Here is a 16,255-nt window from a genome sequence, read left to right as displayed (position 1 = left end):
GTCGCGCCGGATCACGTTTATGGTCGCTGGCATGAACGATTTCGAGAGAACACCACAACCGAGTAAACGCGCCCTCGCTGCGCGCCGCGCTGGCGAGATCCGCCGGCGCCGTATCGCCCAGGTCCGCGAGCGTGAGACACGCATCGAGGGGACCGTGATCGACATCCTCGCCGCCAAACTCGCGGTCGAGGAGGGACGGTTTGCGATCGCTGTGGGCGTCCAGGAACTGCAGCAGCTGGGGGAGACTCAGGAGAGCATCGGGCAGATGTGCGAGCTGACCATCGGTGAGGTTCGCGCTGCCCTTGCCACCGCCCGCACTCAGAACGGTGCGGCGGCGTAGGTCGATTCAGTGCTCTACATCGTCGTCGAGGTCGGGCAGTTCCGGCTGGACGTACCCGGTGTCGCCAGTGGCATGGCGGCGGACGGCAGCTCGCAGGGACGTGGCGGTGACAGTGGTCGGAAGCGCGCCGCGCAGCTCGGCCACATTGTCAGCGGTAGTGAGGGTCTGCCAGATCGAACGGTAGCGCTCGGTCTCGGCTTCCCGGAGTTGAGCGCGGGCCGCTTGAAAGGCCGCCTCGGCGGCCTGGAGTGTCGTGAGAGCGTCGGTGAGGGTGTCGGGCTCGGACACGGGAAACCTCCCTTCGAGATGACGAAGGCCCCGCCCGCTGTGAGGCGGGCGGGGCCAGTGCGACGTCTGCCTAGGCGTTGGCGCGGCCGGCAGTCAGAGCCGAGAGGACGTGCGGGGGGATGCCGACCTGGAGCGCTTCGAAGAGCATCTGCGCAAGCCGGTAATGCGGGCTGTACTTGAGCGCCTGTTCGAAGGCTTCGAGGGCGAGGACGCCGTTGCCCGACCGGTAGGCGCACCACCCGGCAGCGGTCAGCGCGGGCACGGCAAGATCGTCTTCGAGATGCCGTGCGACCCACAGCCACAGGTCCGTGTTCCTGTTCGGGTCGATGTCGCTGGCGATCAGTGCGTGATCGCGAACGTCCAAGTCGCCTATCGCCAAACCGAGGAGTGCGATGTCGGCCGGGGAGTCGGGGAGGTCAGCCGCGCCGATCCAGGAGTCGACCGCGGCAAGGTCCATCTGTCGCTGTTCAGCCCACGACAGTTCAGCTTCGGCGGTGACAGCATCGTCGACGGCGGTGGCCACCAGCGCCCGGCGGGCCGGGTCGGCGGGGGCGAGGAGCGCGGAGATCGCGGCGCGGTCGGGGTGGCGGGCCATGCCTGCGGCGGCCAGGGCGGTGCCGATGGCGGTGGTCTCGGCGATGGGGAGTCCTTCCGCAGGGCAGCAGGAGTCGGCGCAGGTCGGGTTGTAGTAGCGGCCGTCGGTGACCCGGATCGTGTCGATGACGGTGATGTCATCGGCGCGGAAGTCCAGGGCGGTGCGGTCGAGGCAGGCCGTGGCGAGCTCAGGCTCGCCGTAGGCGATCAGGACCGCGCCCTCGCAGTCGTTGACGGCGGCCTGGGCGGTGAGGTTGGGGAGGCGGTCGAGGTGGTCGATGCTGCCGGGCAGGTCGACGCGGAAGGTGCAGGCAAGCTGACCGTCCTTGAGGCAGACGATGACGAGGCTGTGCTCGGGTTCGAACCCGAGGAGGTAGGGGACGGCGCTGACGAGGTCGGCCGGTCCATTGAGGGCGAGCTTGGTCTGGGTGGTCATGGCGGTGCTCCAAGAGGCGAAAAGAAAGCGGCGAACGAGAAAGGAAAGCGGGGCGGCCTGCTAGCCGCCCCGCGAAGGGAGTTAGGCCGCGACCGGCTGCTGCGCGGGCTTGGCGTTCGTGCCGGCCCACGGGTCCTCGACGGTGACCGGTCGGGTCTCGCCGTCGGCGGTGCGGACCTCGGCGTTCGCCACGCGCTCCTTGCGGGCAGGGGCGACGGTCCCGAACCTGAGCGACGCGGCGACATTCTCGGCGGTGACCTTCAGATGGGCGAAGCCGTTGCTCTCTTGGGCGTAGAGGGAGCGGGCGGTGACGATGACGGTGTCGTAGCGCTTGAAGCTCGCGAGGACGTTGTCGGCCAGGGCGCCCCAGCAGGTGATGTCGAAGAACTGTGTCTTGCCCTCGACCCACTTGCCGGAGGCGTCGCGGTAGGTGGGCTTGTGGGCGAGCTCGAAGCGGACGCCCTGGTTGCCGTTCGGGGTCGCGAAGACCTCGGGGTCGCGGCGGACGATCTGGCCTTCGACGGCGAAGTGGAACTCCATGATGTGACTCCTTGTCGGGATCGGTGCTGGCGCGGCGACCGGGGCTCTCCCCCGGGTGTTGTGCCGCTGTGGTGAGGCCGCGTCCACGCGGCGAAGACGATCGGCACGTCAAGGGGGTCCAGCACTTTGTTCGCAGCGACGAAGGAGCGCTCTGCGAAGAAAGTGCGCAGGCGCCCTTGCGAGCGACGAAGGAGCGGTGACGGACGGCCGTCGCGTAGCGTCCTCACACCACAGCAGGCACACCCGGGCAGACGAACCCGACCGCGTCAGCGATCCGGCAAGGAGCACACGAGTTCTACAACGCTGAGGCTGGCGGGTGCGAGCTCGGGGACCTCCGGCTCACGGCTCGCTGGATACGCTGAAGCCCCCAACCCCCGATGAATGCCTCACCGGGCTTCGCGGTCGAGAGGAAACAGGTCGAGATGCCGAGGTACGGAGCTGACTACCTTCGCCGCTTGGACTCCGCGGTCGCGGAATTCCAAACCGCCTTCGATGCCTGGATGACAACCCAGGTCGAGATCGGATTCCAACCGCCATACGGATACTTCCCGACGGTGCAGATCAAGGAGGGCCAGAACCTTGGAGAGGAGCGCCGACTCGCTCTCGACGTGGCAGAGAAGGCGGGAAGTGCGTCGAGAGCAGTGCGAGTGACGGGAGCCTACATTCAGGTGGCGGGGTTCAGTGCGCCGCTCGATCCGATCGCGAACTGGTCCTTGATGTCTTCGCCGAAGGCGCTCTTCGCTCCGCAGGACATCCGCAGCACGGCAGCTTCGGCCCGAGGACGCCTCCGCGGGATGGTCGAAGACGCCGAGGCTGCGGTGGATTCTGATCTTCCGGCTTTCGCTCCCTCGTCGTTCCATCCGGTGGTCTGGGGTGCTGCCGCACCGTACTGGACGACCCACAAGTACCGGGTTGCGGTGCGTGAAGCCGCGGAAGGGCTGACCGAGTTCTGGCGCAAGGAACTCGGCCGTGGAGGTGTCAACGGCACCACCTTCTGGGAGCAGACGCTCGCGTCGCGAAAGACCCAGCGGCCCAAGGACGCGGCGGACTGGCCGCGTCTGGTCTGGCCCGGGGAGGCGAACGACCAGACGGTCAAGAGCATGCGTAACGGCCTGCCGCCGCTCGCCGCGTCGCTGAAAGGACTCGCCGAAGGATTGAACCTGACCGTGCGGAACCCGACCTCGCACTCCGGCGATGAACTCAGTGAGCAAGAAGCGATGGAACGGCTTGCGGCCTACAGCTTCCTCGCCCACCTGCTCGACCAATGCGACATTCAGCGGCCCCCAAGCTCCGACGCGGAGCCGGTTGACGAGCCTCGACCGTAGGGCCACACCTCGGCTGCGGCGCGGTGGCCGCCGCGCCGGGCGGCGGCGACGTGCAGACGGCACGGGGAGACGGTCCCGACCCCCAGCGGCGCTGCTGGTTCGGTCTGAGCCCGAGCCACTTGCAGGAGGTCACGGCGATGCGGGCGTCGAGCCGCGGTGTCGGCTGGTGTTCGAGCCAGATGATGACGGTCCCGGTCCTGCTCGCTTTCGACCCCGCTCGCGCGACCTGGCGGGTGGTAAGCCCCTTGGTCGAGGTGGTGACGATTGGGATGCCTTCGCATAGCGCGCCGAGCGCGGCGAGGCGTTGATCGATGCCGGTGACGTCGATGAGGGCCAGTTGGTCGAGGTCGACCCGGGCCGCGGTGGCCGCGAGGGGGTAGAGCCGCGGTTGGTCGACGACCGCGCACCACAGCCCTTTCGCCGTCGCGACGGCGAGCAGGCCGAAGAGCAGGCTGGTCGCGCCGCGCCGGGTGACGTCGATCCCGATCTGCCCGGACAGGCCCCCTTCGGGCAGGAGGGGCGCGAGAGCGTCGGTGACCGGGAGAACGGCGCGCCGCGGCGGCAGCCCGCCGATGACCGGCGCCGCCCCGGCGCGCAGCTCGGAGCCCAGCCGCATTGCCAGGGCTACGGCCAACTCCGCAGGCGGTCGTCTTGCCACCGTTCGGCCATTGCCGCCTCCCCGATTATCGAACATTTGTTCCCTTGGGCTGAGGACCTCATATTGGCGATGATCAGGGCGTCTGCATCGTGGACAGTGTCCCTCAAGCGACGCCACGCCTCCATCGACCGTAGGCCGCGGCTCCCAGGCGCGGCAAATCCGTGGCTCTTTTGGATGTTTTAGGCCAAATAGTCCAGGCATGAGTCAGGTTAATGCTCAATGGCGGCAATCATTATGAGGACGACTCCAATAATGATCACTCCAACCGCTGCCATCGCGTGGATGCGGGCTTTCCTGAGTTGTTCGCGAACCTGCCAAGCATGGGCGAATTCCAGGAGACGCTTCTGTAGGTTTCGAGCAAGTCTGGCATTACTCTCTTGTTCGGCAAGAGCCCGCTGAAGCGCCAAATCCTGACTCGAGTCTTCATTCGACGCAATTAGCTTGGAAATACTGATCACGGCGTGTTCATAGTAACGGCGCTTCTCAACGAGATCATGAACCGAGTTTCCAAAGGGCCCGTAGAATGTCTCGGGTGACGCATCCAGAAGGGTGCGAAGTGTTTTGAGTCCGTCGTCATTTACGGAGGACAGCGTGGTGATAGGTGGACTTAGTGCTTCGGCTGTGCGCCAAATAGCGTATGCGACACCGCTAATACCGAGCACGAGCCCAATGGTTGCCCAAATGAGATCGGTCGTGTTGCTCACACCATTCAACGCGCCCAGTGGGAAAGCCGCGAGCAGCGATGCCCCAACCGCACCGAGCGCCGCGATCATCCACTTGGCTGTGCTTCGCATTTCAGAGATCGCATCGAGGGGAGACTGCGCCTGACCTGCGACGCCGGTATCACTCACTCAGCCTCGCCGATGCTCAGTGCGCTGAGCCTCCTGCATCACGCGCACGATTGGTTCAACGGTTGTGTCCGGAAGTTGAGAAGAAGGTTGCCAACTGCCATCGGTAAAGATCATGACCTTTCCGCCAATGAGCCGGGCGTCCCCGCTTTGAACTTCTTCGCTCGCGCTTGGTTGGTTGTTCTCAGTATTCATTCCCTCAAGGTAGCAACAAAGTCGCAGGTGGGATGCCAAATACTGCAATCACGCCAACCTGCGGGTTATCGGTCCTTCCGATGAGCAGGCTTTTCTCGGAAGGGTGGCGTCCGTGTCGCACAGGTTGGTCTTCGCTGCTCGGCCCACCGCATCGGAGTCGATGCGCACACGGTATTTCCGCCACCGAGGAGACCGGCTGCCGGAATATACTGGCGCACAGCCGGGTCCGGATTTCAACCCCACCGGTCGATGGAGTTCCGGCCGCGCGAGCTGAGCCTAATCCGTGGTGATGCCGTTGCGGTGCAACCGGACACGACGGCATGTCGCCTCGATCGAGCGGCGATGAGGCGTATTGGTGGCCGATGCCGCGCCGTATCGGTGCGGCACCGGTCACCGGGGGCTTAGGCCGTGACGAGATCGTCGGTCTCGGCCTCGACGTCCGCATTGTGGTCCGAGGCCGCGTCGGCGACGTCTTCGGCGTCGGCGGCGACGTAGACCGCAGCGTCCGGACCCGGGCCCTCGTCGTCGTTCTCGTCGCCTTTTTCCGCTTCGTCTCCCTCTGCTTCGCCGGCAAGGCGGGCTGTGATCGACTCGTGCAGCTGCGCTTCGACCTCGGCCAGCTCGTACCCTCCGGCGACCAGGAGGTCGAGGTAGGACAGCGCGTGCTCCAGGTCGCCCCAGTAGCCGCGGGCGAGGCCGATCAGGTTCTTCTCTGCGTGGACGAGCCAGCGGGCGACGGTGGCGCGGGTGAGGCGGTCGAGCCCTGCGTTTTGGGGCAGTTCCCGGATCGGGCAGCCGCAGAGGGCATCGGCGAGATCGGCGTACTCGTCGTGGGGCAGATTCATGCTGGTGCTCGCAAGCTCGGCGAGCGCGAGTCGGAACAGTGGCTTCGCGCCTTTCGCGGTGCCGTACTTGGCGAGCAGGAAATCAGTCCGCACCCCGGTCGCGGCCTCCCACGCCTCTCGCCGAGCTTCGATCTCGGCGTCGCGGGCCTCGCGCTCGGCCCGGTGTCCCGCCGAGGACCCCGGAGCCGGGCGCAGCCCGACCGCGGCGGGGTCGGGGCAGTAGTACTCGGCCTTGGCGCCATAGTCGCGGTTGATGTAGGCCGCGAACCCCGGCTCGCTCTTGACCCACTCCGGGTCCACGGGCTCGCCTTCGGCGTCGACGAGGTGGTGCAGGGGCACAGCGGTGCCGCCCTCGGTGAGGAACTTCGGGCGCGGCGTCACCTTGACGCCGGCGAGGACCAGTTCGGCCTTGAGGCGGTCGAGAGTGTCCTTCGTCTGCTGGCGGTGGCGTTCCTCGGCGATGAGGTGCTGGACGCTCCAGTGCCCGCCGGCCTTCTTCATGATCCGCTCGATCACCTTGGGATCGTGCGCGAACTCCGTCAGGGCAGCGGCCGAAACCAGGTCCACCTCCCCGGTGTGGGCGGCCTGCTGGACCTGCTCGGGGAGCTGGTGGAGGGTCAGGGACTGCTGAACGCGGTCGAGGTCCCGGCCGGTAGCCCGGGCGATACGCTCGGGCTCCCATTCCAGGAGGGTGAGCTGCTGGTAGGTCTGGGCCTCTTCGAGGACAGTGAGGTCATCGCGGTGCAGGTTCTCCACCAGCATGGTCACGAGCTGGTCGGCCGCACCAGGGTCGTCGACGACCACGCACGGCACGGTCTCCAATCCGACCTGGAGTGCTGCGGCGTGGCGGCGGTGCCCGGCGACGATCGTGTGGTTGCCGTCCTCGTCGGCGGGGAGGACGACGAGTGGTTCGATGATGCCGAGGTACTCGACGGTCTGGGCGAGTGCGTCGATGCCGCGCAGTTCGGAGTGCGCGTTCTTCTGGTGCGGGACGAGGTTCGCGGGCGGGATCTGGGTGAGCTCCACGGGAGCCTCCAATCGGATCAGCCGCCGACGTGATGTTGAAGTCGGCGGCGCTTGCTGAAGGCCCGGGCCCAGCCGCGAAGCGGCTACCCTGGACCGGCCCAGCAAGCGCCGCCGCGCAGGTTAGGACTCGGTATGTTGGAGTCCAAGAACCGACACCAGGTAGAGCGCCGCTTGGAGGGCGAGACCGGTGAACACGCGACGGCCCTCACGATTGAGGGCATGCGCGGTGTCGTTGCGGAGGTTCAGCCCTACCCCGGGTTGGCGTGCGATGAAGTCGATCGAGTCGAGCCAGTCCTGGTCGAGCTCATCGCGTCCGGCCAGGGAGGTCAACAGCTCCTCCAGCCCGTCGTGCTTCGCGTTGTGCGGTTCGGGGCCGGAGACCAGGGGAGGTTGGTAGTCCGTCAGCTCCAGGTGATCCGCGACTTCACGAGCCGCCCCTTCGATCAGGAGCGTCGCTCGGGCTTGAGTATCGTCGATGCGGTCCGCATCGCCGCTCCAGAACGTCATGAGCGCCCGGGCGAGACGCTGACGATTCGCGGGCTGGACAAGGAACTTGGGCAGCGTAGCGAGCGTCGCCTCCTCGGTCGGGTTGAACCGCTCACCAATGAATTCGAGCGCCGCCGCCGGCACCAGCGCGCCGATCACCATCGCAAGGGCACGGGCATCGGCGATTCCCTCGGCGCCGAGGTGGTCGATCGGGACCGAGCGGAGCGGGAGGTTCCTTTCGCCGAGCTTGAGCAGCTCGATCAGGAGGAGGCCGTCGAGATCCACTTCGTCACCCTCCCTGGGCGGGGGAAGCGGTGGTGGACCGTCGACGACCATCGCGAGCGCCTCGGCCAGGGAGGTCGCCTTCTCTAGGCGTCCGATGATCGCCGCGATCTCGTAGTTCACGATGTCGACCACCTCTCTCGGCACTTCCATTCGGTCATAGTGGAGCTCCATCTTCGGTGCCACGGTGGTGATCGCGTAGGTGACGGTCCGAACTAGCGGGTCGCGCGCCAGGCCGTGCTCGTGGCAGAACTTGTTGAGCCTCAGGTAGATCCCCATCGCGTCGTTGGGGTGGGCGGTGGTGGCGGTCTCGATCATCGACGTGACGAACCGGCGTGCAGCGTCGAGCTGGTCTTCTTCAGGCAGGCCCGGGTGGCTGATGAGCGCTTCGACGGCGACCTGGTGCGAGATCTCTCCGGTGCAGAGCCGTTCGGCCTTGCGGAGGAGGACCAGGACGTCATTTCGCGGCATGATCTTCGGGAAGATCCTCAGCACGTCGAGCATGCAGAGCGGAAAGCCGATCTCCTCGGCGTACTTGTCGGTGATGTAGGTGGGGGCGAGCGCCATCACGAACTCGGTGATCCCACCGCCGCCGCGTTTGTGGCCTGAGATCAGGGCGACCAGCATCGCCGAAGTGAGCATGTCGGTCGCCGGTGCCAGGAAGTACAGGGCAGACGGCCCCGGCAGATCGGCACTCGGACCAATCGCGGCTCGATGCTTCGCAGAGAGGAGGTAGGACTCGATCACCTTGCCGGCGAGTATATTGAGCCCCCGGTCCATGCCGTTGGTGCTGAAACGAATGAGAAACACCAGGTGGAGTAGGACCGCTCGGGCTTCGGCCTCCTCGCATACCTGGCTCCAGCGGGCGAGTACGTCGGCGACATCGGGGCCGTGCGACTCGATGGTGGAGGGCTCGCCGTCGGCCGGAGCCGGGAAGGGGACGAACTCCAACACCCCGCGGTCCCGCGGCATGAGGTTGCGGAGCAGATGAAGACCTGCTTGCTCCGCCTGATCGAGAACGAGGCCCGGAGGGACCGCAAAACCGTTCAGCGCCTTGGCGGGAGCGAAGTACGGGGAGGCGACTGCCTGATCGATGGCCCCCGTGATCACCCTCAGCGACTCGGAGGATGCCTGGAAATCGGACATGAGAGTGACGATACTGCCACGATTGGCAACTGCGCCAATGACTAATTCCGAACGGGTGATGTCGGCAGAGAATCTCGTGAAGAGGCTGCTGAGGAGGTCGTAGACGAGCGTCCAGGTCGGGTTCTCGAAGTCCGGGATGCCTTCGGTGATGCGGTCGCGCAGGAGGTGGCGCTCGGGTGCGGTGGTGTCGTCGGTTTCGATCTTGAGGTGCAGGTACTGCATGGTCGCCACGGCTGCGGTGGGCCTGGCCGCGTTGACGTGTGCGGCGACCAGGCGGGCCGCGATCCGTGCATCGCACACGCTGGTGCTCGACTGGAGCCGGATCGCTTCGTCCGCTGTCCATTCGGGTTCGGCGCGGATGATCGCCCTCCGGCAGTCCGGGCACATGCCGACTGGGAGCAGCCCGAGCGCTACTAGTCGGCGAAGATGCTCGCTTTCGCGCTAATCGCGGGGCTGGTCGAGATCCCGGCACATGGCGGAAGTCGTGACCATTCACGACGCGACCCCCGCACCGAGGGAGTCGAGAAGGGCCGGGGCGGGCGCGAGGGTGCAGGTGACGCGTTCGCCGTGGTGGAGTCCGCGGCATTCGACCCCGTCGAGGGTCCGGGTGGGATCGGCGAGCTTGCGGCGCATCACGGACTCGTGGTCGTCGATCCGCGACCCCTCCAGGGCCTCATGGTGCTTGCTGAGGTCGGTGAGTTCAGGGAAGTCCGGGAGCCGGGCGGATCGCCACATCCTGAAGTACAACCCGGAGGCCGGGGACGTGATCGGGGTGATGAGGGAGACCTCGTGGAGGGCGCAGCAGACCTCAGCGGCCGTCCCTGGGCGGGTGTCGGTTCCGGCGGCGACGCGGTGGAGGAGTTCGCGGCAGTGCGAGCGGTAGACCGGTTCGTACTCCATGCGCTCGTGGGTGGGTGTGAGGAGGTGGAAGGAGTGGTAGAGCTGGTCGCTTGCTTCTGGGCGGCGCTTGCGGGCGGTGGCGATCTCTTCTTCGGCGATGTCCATTCGCTCGAAGATCCCGGTCAGGCCGAGGTCGTCCATGAAGGCGGCGGCGAACTCGGCCGGACCGGCGGTCTGCTCCATAAGTGTGTTGAAAGTGGTGTGTGGTGTCATGGCGTTGCGCCTTCCAGCGTCGGGCGCGGTGCCGGGGGCTGCCGCGCGGTGCGGCGCCATTACCCGGCGGGGAAGGGGCGAGGAACGCAGTTCCAGGGCGCAGCCCGGTCGCCCCGGCCGTCGGGTAGCGTCCGCACCCGCGAGCGGCAGACACCCAGGGTTCTGCTGGCTGGGGGAACGGCATGGAGTTGAGCGAGCAGGAGGCTGTGCACGCTGCTCCGGGGAGTTCGGGCAACTGGAGGGACCCGCCGGATGACGTGGTTGCTATGGCCGATGTGGACGCCGTGGTCGACATGCCTGATGCGCCACTCTGATACCGAGATCAGCCTCAGGCGGTGCGACCAGCATGCAGTCGGGCCCGGCCCGGGCGTGGTGCAGGGGCCGCCGCATGGGGCTGTTCCGTCATCGGCCTTGGCGCTGGGCTACCAGGAGTGCGCTGAGGATTCGAGCAGGGCCAGATACTCGGGGTCGATGTCGCCGATGGCGGCAAGCTCCTTGGCGCGGGTGAGGCATTCGAGCCGGAAGGTCTGGTCGGGGCAGGCGGCGGCTTGGGCCGTGGCGAGGAAGCAGACTTCGACCGGGTCGATGCCGGCGCGGGGGAGGCCGTGGGAGCGGATCTGCTCGGTGAACCACTGCGTGAAGTCCTCGAGCGTGCGTCGGGCGAGGAAGGCGTGGCTGCGCGCGAGGTCGTCGGCGGTGAGGTCGTCTCCTGCCATGTGGCGCCGGTGGGCGTCCTCGCACTCGCCCCGGCCGTCGAGCCCGGTCTCCTCCAGCGCCAGGAGGGCGGCGGCGATGTTCCACGGCGGGGCTTCGGCTTCAGCGCGGTCGGTGTCGCTGGGGCCGGTGTTGAAGGCGGCGGCGAGGAGTTGGAACGAAAGCTCCTCGAAGGCACGGCTCTGCTCTCCACACCATTGCCGTATGCCAGAAAAGTCCCGCTTAGCCATTTTCGACATAGACCGTCACCATTTCAGGGAATGAGGATCACGAATCAATCTTCTCGAGTCCGCAATCTTACGGACCGTCTCCGACCGAAGGGGATTCCCGCGCGTGCGACCTCCTCGGGCTGCCGCTCATCGGCATGCTCAAGCGGTACCTCCGCAACTCGGCTACCGACTGCGCAGCGGTGCACCCCGGATGCCCGCAGCACCCCAACGCAGGATGCGCGGTGCTGATGCCTCAGCCCTTGCCGACCTCCCCGAGGCTTAGGAGGTTCGCGAACTCGGCCTACGTCGTATCGGGGGACTCGAGGAGGTTGCGGAGGATGACGGTTGCGGCTCCGACGGCGGCGGCCTGGGTGACGTCGGGTGCGAGTTCGACCTGGACGGTGTGGACGTGTCGCATGAAGATCGCCTCGTCGAGCACGGTTTGGAGGGCGTCTCGGTAGACCGGCCCAATGTCGGTGAACGCCCGCCCGGCGAGGATGACGCGGCCGATGTCGAACAGGTTCACGAGGGTGACGGTGGCGACGGCCAGGCGCTGTGTAGAGGTGGCGATGAGCTCGGTTGCGGCTCGGTCGCCGTGGAGTGCGGCGCGGCCGATCGACAGGAATGCGGTGAGCGGGTCGGCGGCGCGTTCGATGCGGTCGGCGAGTTCGGGGTCCGCGAGTGCCTGCTCCACGATGGCGGTCGGACCGGCCACCCGGTCGAGGCAGCCGCGGTTGCCGCAATCGCATGGAGCTCCGAGGGCGTTGACGGAGATGTGGCCGAGTTCGAGGCCGTTCGAGGTCACCCCTCGGTAGGGGTGCCCGTCGAGAATGATGCCCGCTCCGATCCCGCCGGACATGTAGACGACGGCGAAGCTTGAGGCCGAGTCACTGAGCGTCTGGATGCCGATGCCCGCCGCGGTGGCGTCGTTCTCAATGGACACGGGGAGCCCGGTGGCCTCGGACAGGGTTCTGGCGAGGGGGTGGCCCTGCCATTCGGGGGTCGGCTGCGGTGTGAGCAGAATGCCGGCTTCACGGTCTTGCGGTCCGTAGGTGGCCAAGCCGATCCCGAGCACGCGTTCGCGCGGTACCGCGGCGTCCTGCAGCAGGAGGCGTACCGTCTCGGCGATGTCGGCGATCGCGTCCGCAGGGGATCGCATGCCGGGTGCGGGCAGTTCCCGTTGCGCCAGAACCGTGCCGGCGACGTCCACCACCACGCCGGTGCCCGTGTACGCGTCGAATTGGATGCCGACCATGTAGCAGGAATCGGTTCTGATACCGAGGAGTCTCCGGGGCGTGCCCTGCGAGGGGACGGTGCCGACCTCGTGGACCAGGCGGAGGCCGATGAGCTTGCGGACGGCGTGCGTCATGGTCGCCGCGGTGAGGCCCGTGGCCTCGGCCAGTTCGACGCGGCTCACGGAGCCGCGTGCGCGGATGAGGTCCAGGACCGCGGCCAGGGTCGGCATGCGCGTGTTTGCCCCGAACGAGCGCAAGGCGGCCTCCTGCTGGGTGAATGCTCGGCAGCCGGTGAGCGGCTGGGGTCACTGTACTGGATCGGTCGAGCACTCGTGTTCTGGCGATTCTGCGCGCGTGGCCGGGCGCGCCGTCGAGGTCTCGCCGAGATTAATGCTTGACACCGTAAATTTAGCGGTTTAATAATTACCACCGATGCTCGAGCGCACATCATCGGTTCCGCGGGACGAAGGAGCCCGGGCCGATAGCCGGCATGTCCCACGACGCCGAGACGCTCACCCCTGATGAGGAGTCGAACCACGGTGAACTATTCCAACCCCTGGCGCAGCGGCGACCCCCGGGACGCGGTCCGCGTGAATGTACCGGCGCCGACCTTGCGACCGGCGGTGCGTTTCACCGATGGCCTCGCGTTCGGCGGTGACTACAACCCTGAGCAGTGGCCCCGCGAGGCCTGGGACGAGGACGTCCGCCTCATGCGCGAAGCAGGTGTCAACCTCGTGTCGCTCGGGATCTTCGCCTGGGGCACGGTCGAGACCGCCGACGGCGTCCGCGACTGGACCTGGCTGGACGACATCATCGAGCTGTTGCACCGCCACGGGATCGGCATCGACCTCGCCACCCCGACCGCCGCCCCGCCGAGCTGGCTCCTGGCCGCGCACCCCGAGATCGCGCCCGTCCTCGTGGACGGTTTCCGGGAACCGGCGGGCGGACGCCTCGCCTGGTGCGCGGCCTCGCCGGTCTTCCGTCGCTACGCGCTGCGCCATGTCGAGGCCCTCGCCGAACGCTACGGCCGCCACCCGGCAGTGCGCCTGTGGCACATCGGGAACGAGTTCGGCGGCGGCAACGCCCGCTGCTACTGCGACCTCTCGGCCGAGGCCTTCCGCGACTGGCTGCGCCAGCGGCACGGCACCCTCGAAGCGGTCAACACCGCCTGGGGCACTAACCAATGGGGACACCGCTTCGGCGCCTGGGAGGAGATCCTGCCGCCGCGCGGGCGCCACGGCGCACCGAACCCCGGGTTGTTCCTGGACTACGAGCGCTACTCCTCGGACGCGCTGCTCTCGCAGTACCTGGCCGAGAAGGAGGTCGTCGAGCGGTACTCGGACACGCCGATCACCACCAACCTCATGGTCGGCGCCGGAGCGCAGGTCGTCGACTACGCGACCTGGGCCCCGCACACCGCGATCGCCGCCAACGACCACTACACGCTGGTAGACGACCCGCTGCGAGAGCAGGACCTCGCGTTCGCCGCCGACCGCATGCGCGGCCTGTTCCCCGACCGGCGCCCGTGGCTGCTCATGGAGAGCTCCACCGGATCGCCCAGCTGGCAGCAGCGCAACCGCGCCAAGGACCCCGGCGAGATCGTCCGCCACTCGCTCGGACACGTCGCCCGCGGCTCGGACGGCGCGATGTTCTTCCAATGGCGGGCCTCCCGCGCGGGCGCCGAGCAGTTCCACTCGGCGATGCTCCCGCACAGCGGCACCCGCTCCCGCGTCTGGCGGGAAGTGCGCGAACTCGGGCAGCATCTGAAAGCCCTCGCCGAAGTCCAAGGGACGCAAGTCGAACCGGCCCGAGCCGCCATCGTCGCCGACGACCCGGCCGGGTGGGCGCTCCAGCACGGCCTCAAACCGCACCGAGGCCTGTCCTACGGGCGCGAGCTGCGCGAGTGGCACCGCGCGCTGTGGGAACGGAACATCCTGTGCGACGTCGTCCCGCCGTCGACCGACTTCGACGGCTACGACCTGGTCATCGTCCCGACCCTGCTCACTGTCGCCGAACCGGTGGCCGCGCGCCTGCGCGCCGTCCCCGAACGCGGCGGAACTCTCCTGGTCACCTACCTCTCCGGCGTCTGCGACTCGGACAACCAGGTGATCCCCGGCGGATTCCCCGGCGCGTTCCGAGACGTCCTCGGAGCGTGGACCGACGAGTACTACCCGCTCCAAGCGCATGAGACCGTGGCGTTGGACGACGGTGCGGCCGTGAAGGAATGGACCGAACGCGTGGTCCTGGAGACCGCCGAGACCGTGGTCTCGTACACCTCGAGCTCCCTCGCGGGCGGCCCCGCCGTCACTCGAAACGCGGTCGGCGACGGTTCGGCCTGGTACGTCTCGGTGCACCTTCCCCCCGAGTCGATCGACCGCATCGCGGGGCACCTCATAGAAACCGCCGACCTTGAACCGCCGGTGACCGCCCCGCCGGGCCTGGAAGCGGTCCGCCGCGTCGGCGACGGCCGCTCATACCTGTTCCTGCTCAACCACACCGACGTCGACCAGAAGGTCGTCGCCGAAGGACGCGACCTGCTCACGGGTGCCGACTTTCCCGTGAGCACCGAAATCGAAGCGAACGCCTACGCCGGACCGATGATCGTCGTCCCCGCAGGCGGTGTCCGCGTCCTCCGCGAGCTGTCCCATTCATAGAAGAAAACCGGCCGGGACACTGGACGACTCCAGCGCCCCGGCCGGTTCGCCGTGCCTCTCCATTAGCGCCAGCGCTTGAAACCTTGACTCCACGGGCTTGCCTTCGCGCAGGTCCTTCCGGCTTTCACCCGGACGGCGACGATCGTGAGGCGGATTGACATTCGTTATACTCCCGTCTACGGCAATCGATTGAGCAGCGGATTCCGGAGCCGCAAGGCATCGGCTCGCGGCGCCGAAGAGTACGCAGAATGCGGAGGCCTGGTGAATCAAGGCAAGGTCACCATGAGCGATGTCGCCCGCCTCGCCGGCGTGTCGACCATGACGGTCTCCAACGTCATCACCAAGCGCATCAACGTGAGCGATGAGACGAGGGAACGCGTTCTGGAGGCCATCCGCGCCACCGGCTACCAGATGAACCTCTCCGCCCGTGCCCTGAAGTCGGGACGCAGCCGGGTCATCGGGCTCGCTGTCCCGCAGCTCGGCAACGTCTATTACGGCATGCTCGCCGACCTTTTGATTGACGAAGCGGCACAGCGCGGCTACCGCATCGCGGTCGAGAAGACCAGTGGCGTCGCCGAGGGCGAGGCCACCGCGATCGCCCAATCGCGCGCGCTTCACCTGGACGGACTGCTTCTCGCGGCGGTCGAGTTCGACCCGTCGGTTCCGTCGGTGCCCGCCCAGCGCTACCCGATCGTGCTGCTCGGCGAGCAGGACCTGGGCGGCCGGTTCGACCACATCATGATGCCCAACGAGGCCGGCACCGCCGCGGCCACTGAGCACCTGATCGACCAAGGTTGCCGACGCATCGCGGTCGTCACCGACGGCGAGCTCGACCGGCTCACCATGATCACGCGGCGCTACAACGGCTACCGGACCGCGTTGGAGGACCGCGGCATTGAACCCGAACCGGAACTGCGATTCACCCTGGACGCGTTCTCTTGGGAAGGCGCACGAAGCACCGGACACCGGATCGCCGATGCGGACCTCGACATCGACGGCGTGGTGGTGTTCAGCGACACCGTCGCGATGGGGATCATGCGTGGCCTGCGGGACCGCGGCGTGCGCGTTCCGGAGGACATGCGCCTCATCGGTTTTGACGACATCCCCCCGGCCGCGGTGCTCACACCGTCACTGTCCACCGTCAGTCCCGACCATCGTTGGACTGCCGCGAAGGCCCTTGACCTCATCCTCTCGCGCATCGCCGACCCGACGCTCCCGCCACGCCAGTTCTCCGCCCCGTTCACGGTCGCCATCCGCGAATCCACTGCGTGAGGTGACCGGAACGGCCGGGAGAGTCCCCTCCCGGCCGTCCGATTTGACC

General features: G+C 67.3%; 14 protein-coding genes. 4 read left to right on the top strand and 10 right to left on the bottom strand.

All coding sequences use genetic code 11. The features are described 5' to 3' along the window. Positions 1-31 precede the first annotated feature (31 nt). Complete coding sequence (locus tag AB0I03_RS24035; protein ID WP_360416497.1) at positions 32-340, top strand: hypothetical protein; 309 nt, start codon at positions 32-34, stop codon at positions 338-340. A 6-nt stretch (positions 341-346) separates the two neighbouring features. On the opposite strand, the gene AB0I03_RS24030 is transcribed toward AB0I03_RS24035, so the two are convergent. The 3 genes from AB0I03_RS24030 to AB0I03_RS24020 all read right to left on the bottom strand — a co-directional run bounded on the left by AB0I03_RS24030 (position 347) and on the right by AB0I03_RS24020 (position 2,198). Beyond that, a complete protein-coding gene (locus tag AB0I03_RS24030; RefSeq protein WP_360416494.1) occupies positions 347-628 on the bottom strand; it encodes a hypothetical protein in 282 nt (93 codons plus the stop codon). 70 nt (positions 629-698) lie between these two features. Beyond that, positions 699-1,658 carry a DUF4192 domain-containing protein gene (locus tag AB0I03_RS24025; RefSeq protein WP_360416492.1) on the bottom strand — a complete coding sequence of 320 codons (960 nt, stop codon included), beginning with the start codon at positions 1,656-1,658 and terminating at the stop codon, positions 699-701. A gap of 81 nt (positions 1,659-1,739) precedes the next feature. Next, complete coding sequence (locus tag AB0I03_RS24020; RefSeq protein ID WP_360416490.1) at positions 1,740-2,198, bottom strand: single-stranded DNA-binding protein; 459 nt, start codon at positions 2,196-2,198, stop codon at positions 1,740-1,742. A gap of 455 nt (positions 2,199-2,653) precedes the next feature. On the opposite strand from AB0I03_RS24020, the gene AB0I03_RS24015 reads away from it, so the two are divergent. Continuing rightward, positions 2,654-3,523, top strand: a complete 870-nt coding sequence (locus AB0I03_RS24015) for a TIGR02391 family protein (RefSeq protein WP_360416488.1) — start codon at positions 2,654-2,656, stop codon at positions 3,521-3,523. 867 nt (positions 3,524-4,390) lie between these two features. Here AB0I03_RS24015 and AB0I03_RS24010 read toward each other — a convergent pair. From AB0I03_RS24010 to AB0I03_RS23980, 7 genes are all read right to left on the bottom strand, one after another. Beyond that, entirely contained in the window at positions 4,391-5,032 is a 642-nt protein-coding gene (locus tag AB0I03_RS24010; RefSeq protein WP_360416486.1) for a hypothetical protein, read from the bottom strand. Then, entirely contained in the window at positions 5,033-5,224 is a 192-nt protein-coding gene (locus tag AB0I03_RS24005; protein ID WP_360416484.1) for a hypothetical protein, read from the bottom strand. Positions 5,225-5,625: 401 nt separating this feature from the next. Next, positions 5,626-7,095 (bottom strand): ParB/RepB/Spo0J family partition protein, encoded by a 1,470-nt coding sequence (locus AB0I03_RS24000; protein WP_360416482.1) that lies wholly within the window; start codon positions 7,093-7,095, stop codon positions 5,626-5,628. A gap of 120 nt (positions 7,096-7,215) precedes the next feature. After that, positions 7,216-9,240, bottom strand: coding sequence for a hypothetical protein (locus AB0I03_RS23995; protein WP_360416480.1), 2,025 nt, complete (start codon positions 9,238-9,240; stop codon positions 7,216-7,218). Positions 9,241-9,501: 261 nt separating this feature from the next. Then, positions 9,502-10,122: a hypothetical protein gene (locus tag AB0I03_RS23990; protein WP_360416478.1), complete on the bottom strand. Its 621-nt coding sequence runs from the start codon at positions 10,120-10,122 to the stop codon at positions 9,502-9,504. A 422-nt stretch (positions 10,123-10,544) separates the two neighbouring features. After that, on the bottom strand, positions 10,545-11,075 hold the full coding sequence (locus AB0I03_RS23985) for a hypothetical protein (protein ID WP_360416476.1): 531 nt from the start codon (positions 11,073-11,075) through the stop codon (positions 10,545-10,547). A 271-nt stretch (positions 11,076-11,346) separates the two neighbouring features. Continuing rightward, positions 11,347-12,510 (bottom strand): ROK family transcriptional regulator, encoded by a 1,164-nt coding sequence (locus AB0I03_RS23980; RefSeq protein ID WP_360416474.1) that lies wholly within the window; start codon positions 12,508-12,510, stop codon positions 11,347-11,349. A 309-nt stretch (positions 12,511-12,819) separates the two neighbouring features. On the opposite strand from AB0I03_RS23980, the gene AB0I03_RS23975 reads away from it, so the two are divergent. Together AB0I03_RS23975 and AB0I03_RS23970 are read left to right on the top strand one after the other, a co-directional pair. Then, positions 12,820-14,934 carry a beta-galactosidase gene (locus AB0I03_RS23975; RefSeq protein WP_360416472.1) on the top strand — a complete coding sequence of 705 codons (2,115 nt, stop codon included), beginning with the start codon at positions 12,820-12,822 and terminating at the stop codon, positions 14,932-14,934. Positions 14,935-15,216: 282 nt separating this feature from the next. Further along, entirely contained in the window at positions 15,217-16,206 is a 990-nt protein-coding gene (locus tag AB0I03_RS23970) for a LacI family DNA-binding transcriptional regulator (RefSeq protein WP_360416470.1), read from the top strand. Positions 16,207-16,255 lie beyond the last annotated feature (49 nt).

The organism is Glycomyces sp. NPDC021274, assembly GCF_040641195.1.
In the GTDB taxonomy this organism is placed as follows: domain Bacteria; phylum Actinomycetota; class Actinomycetes; order Mycobacteriales; family Micromonosporaceae; genus Glycomyces.
This window is presented reverse-complemented; position numbering and strand designations above follow the sequence as displayed.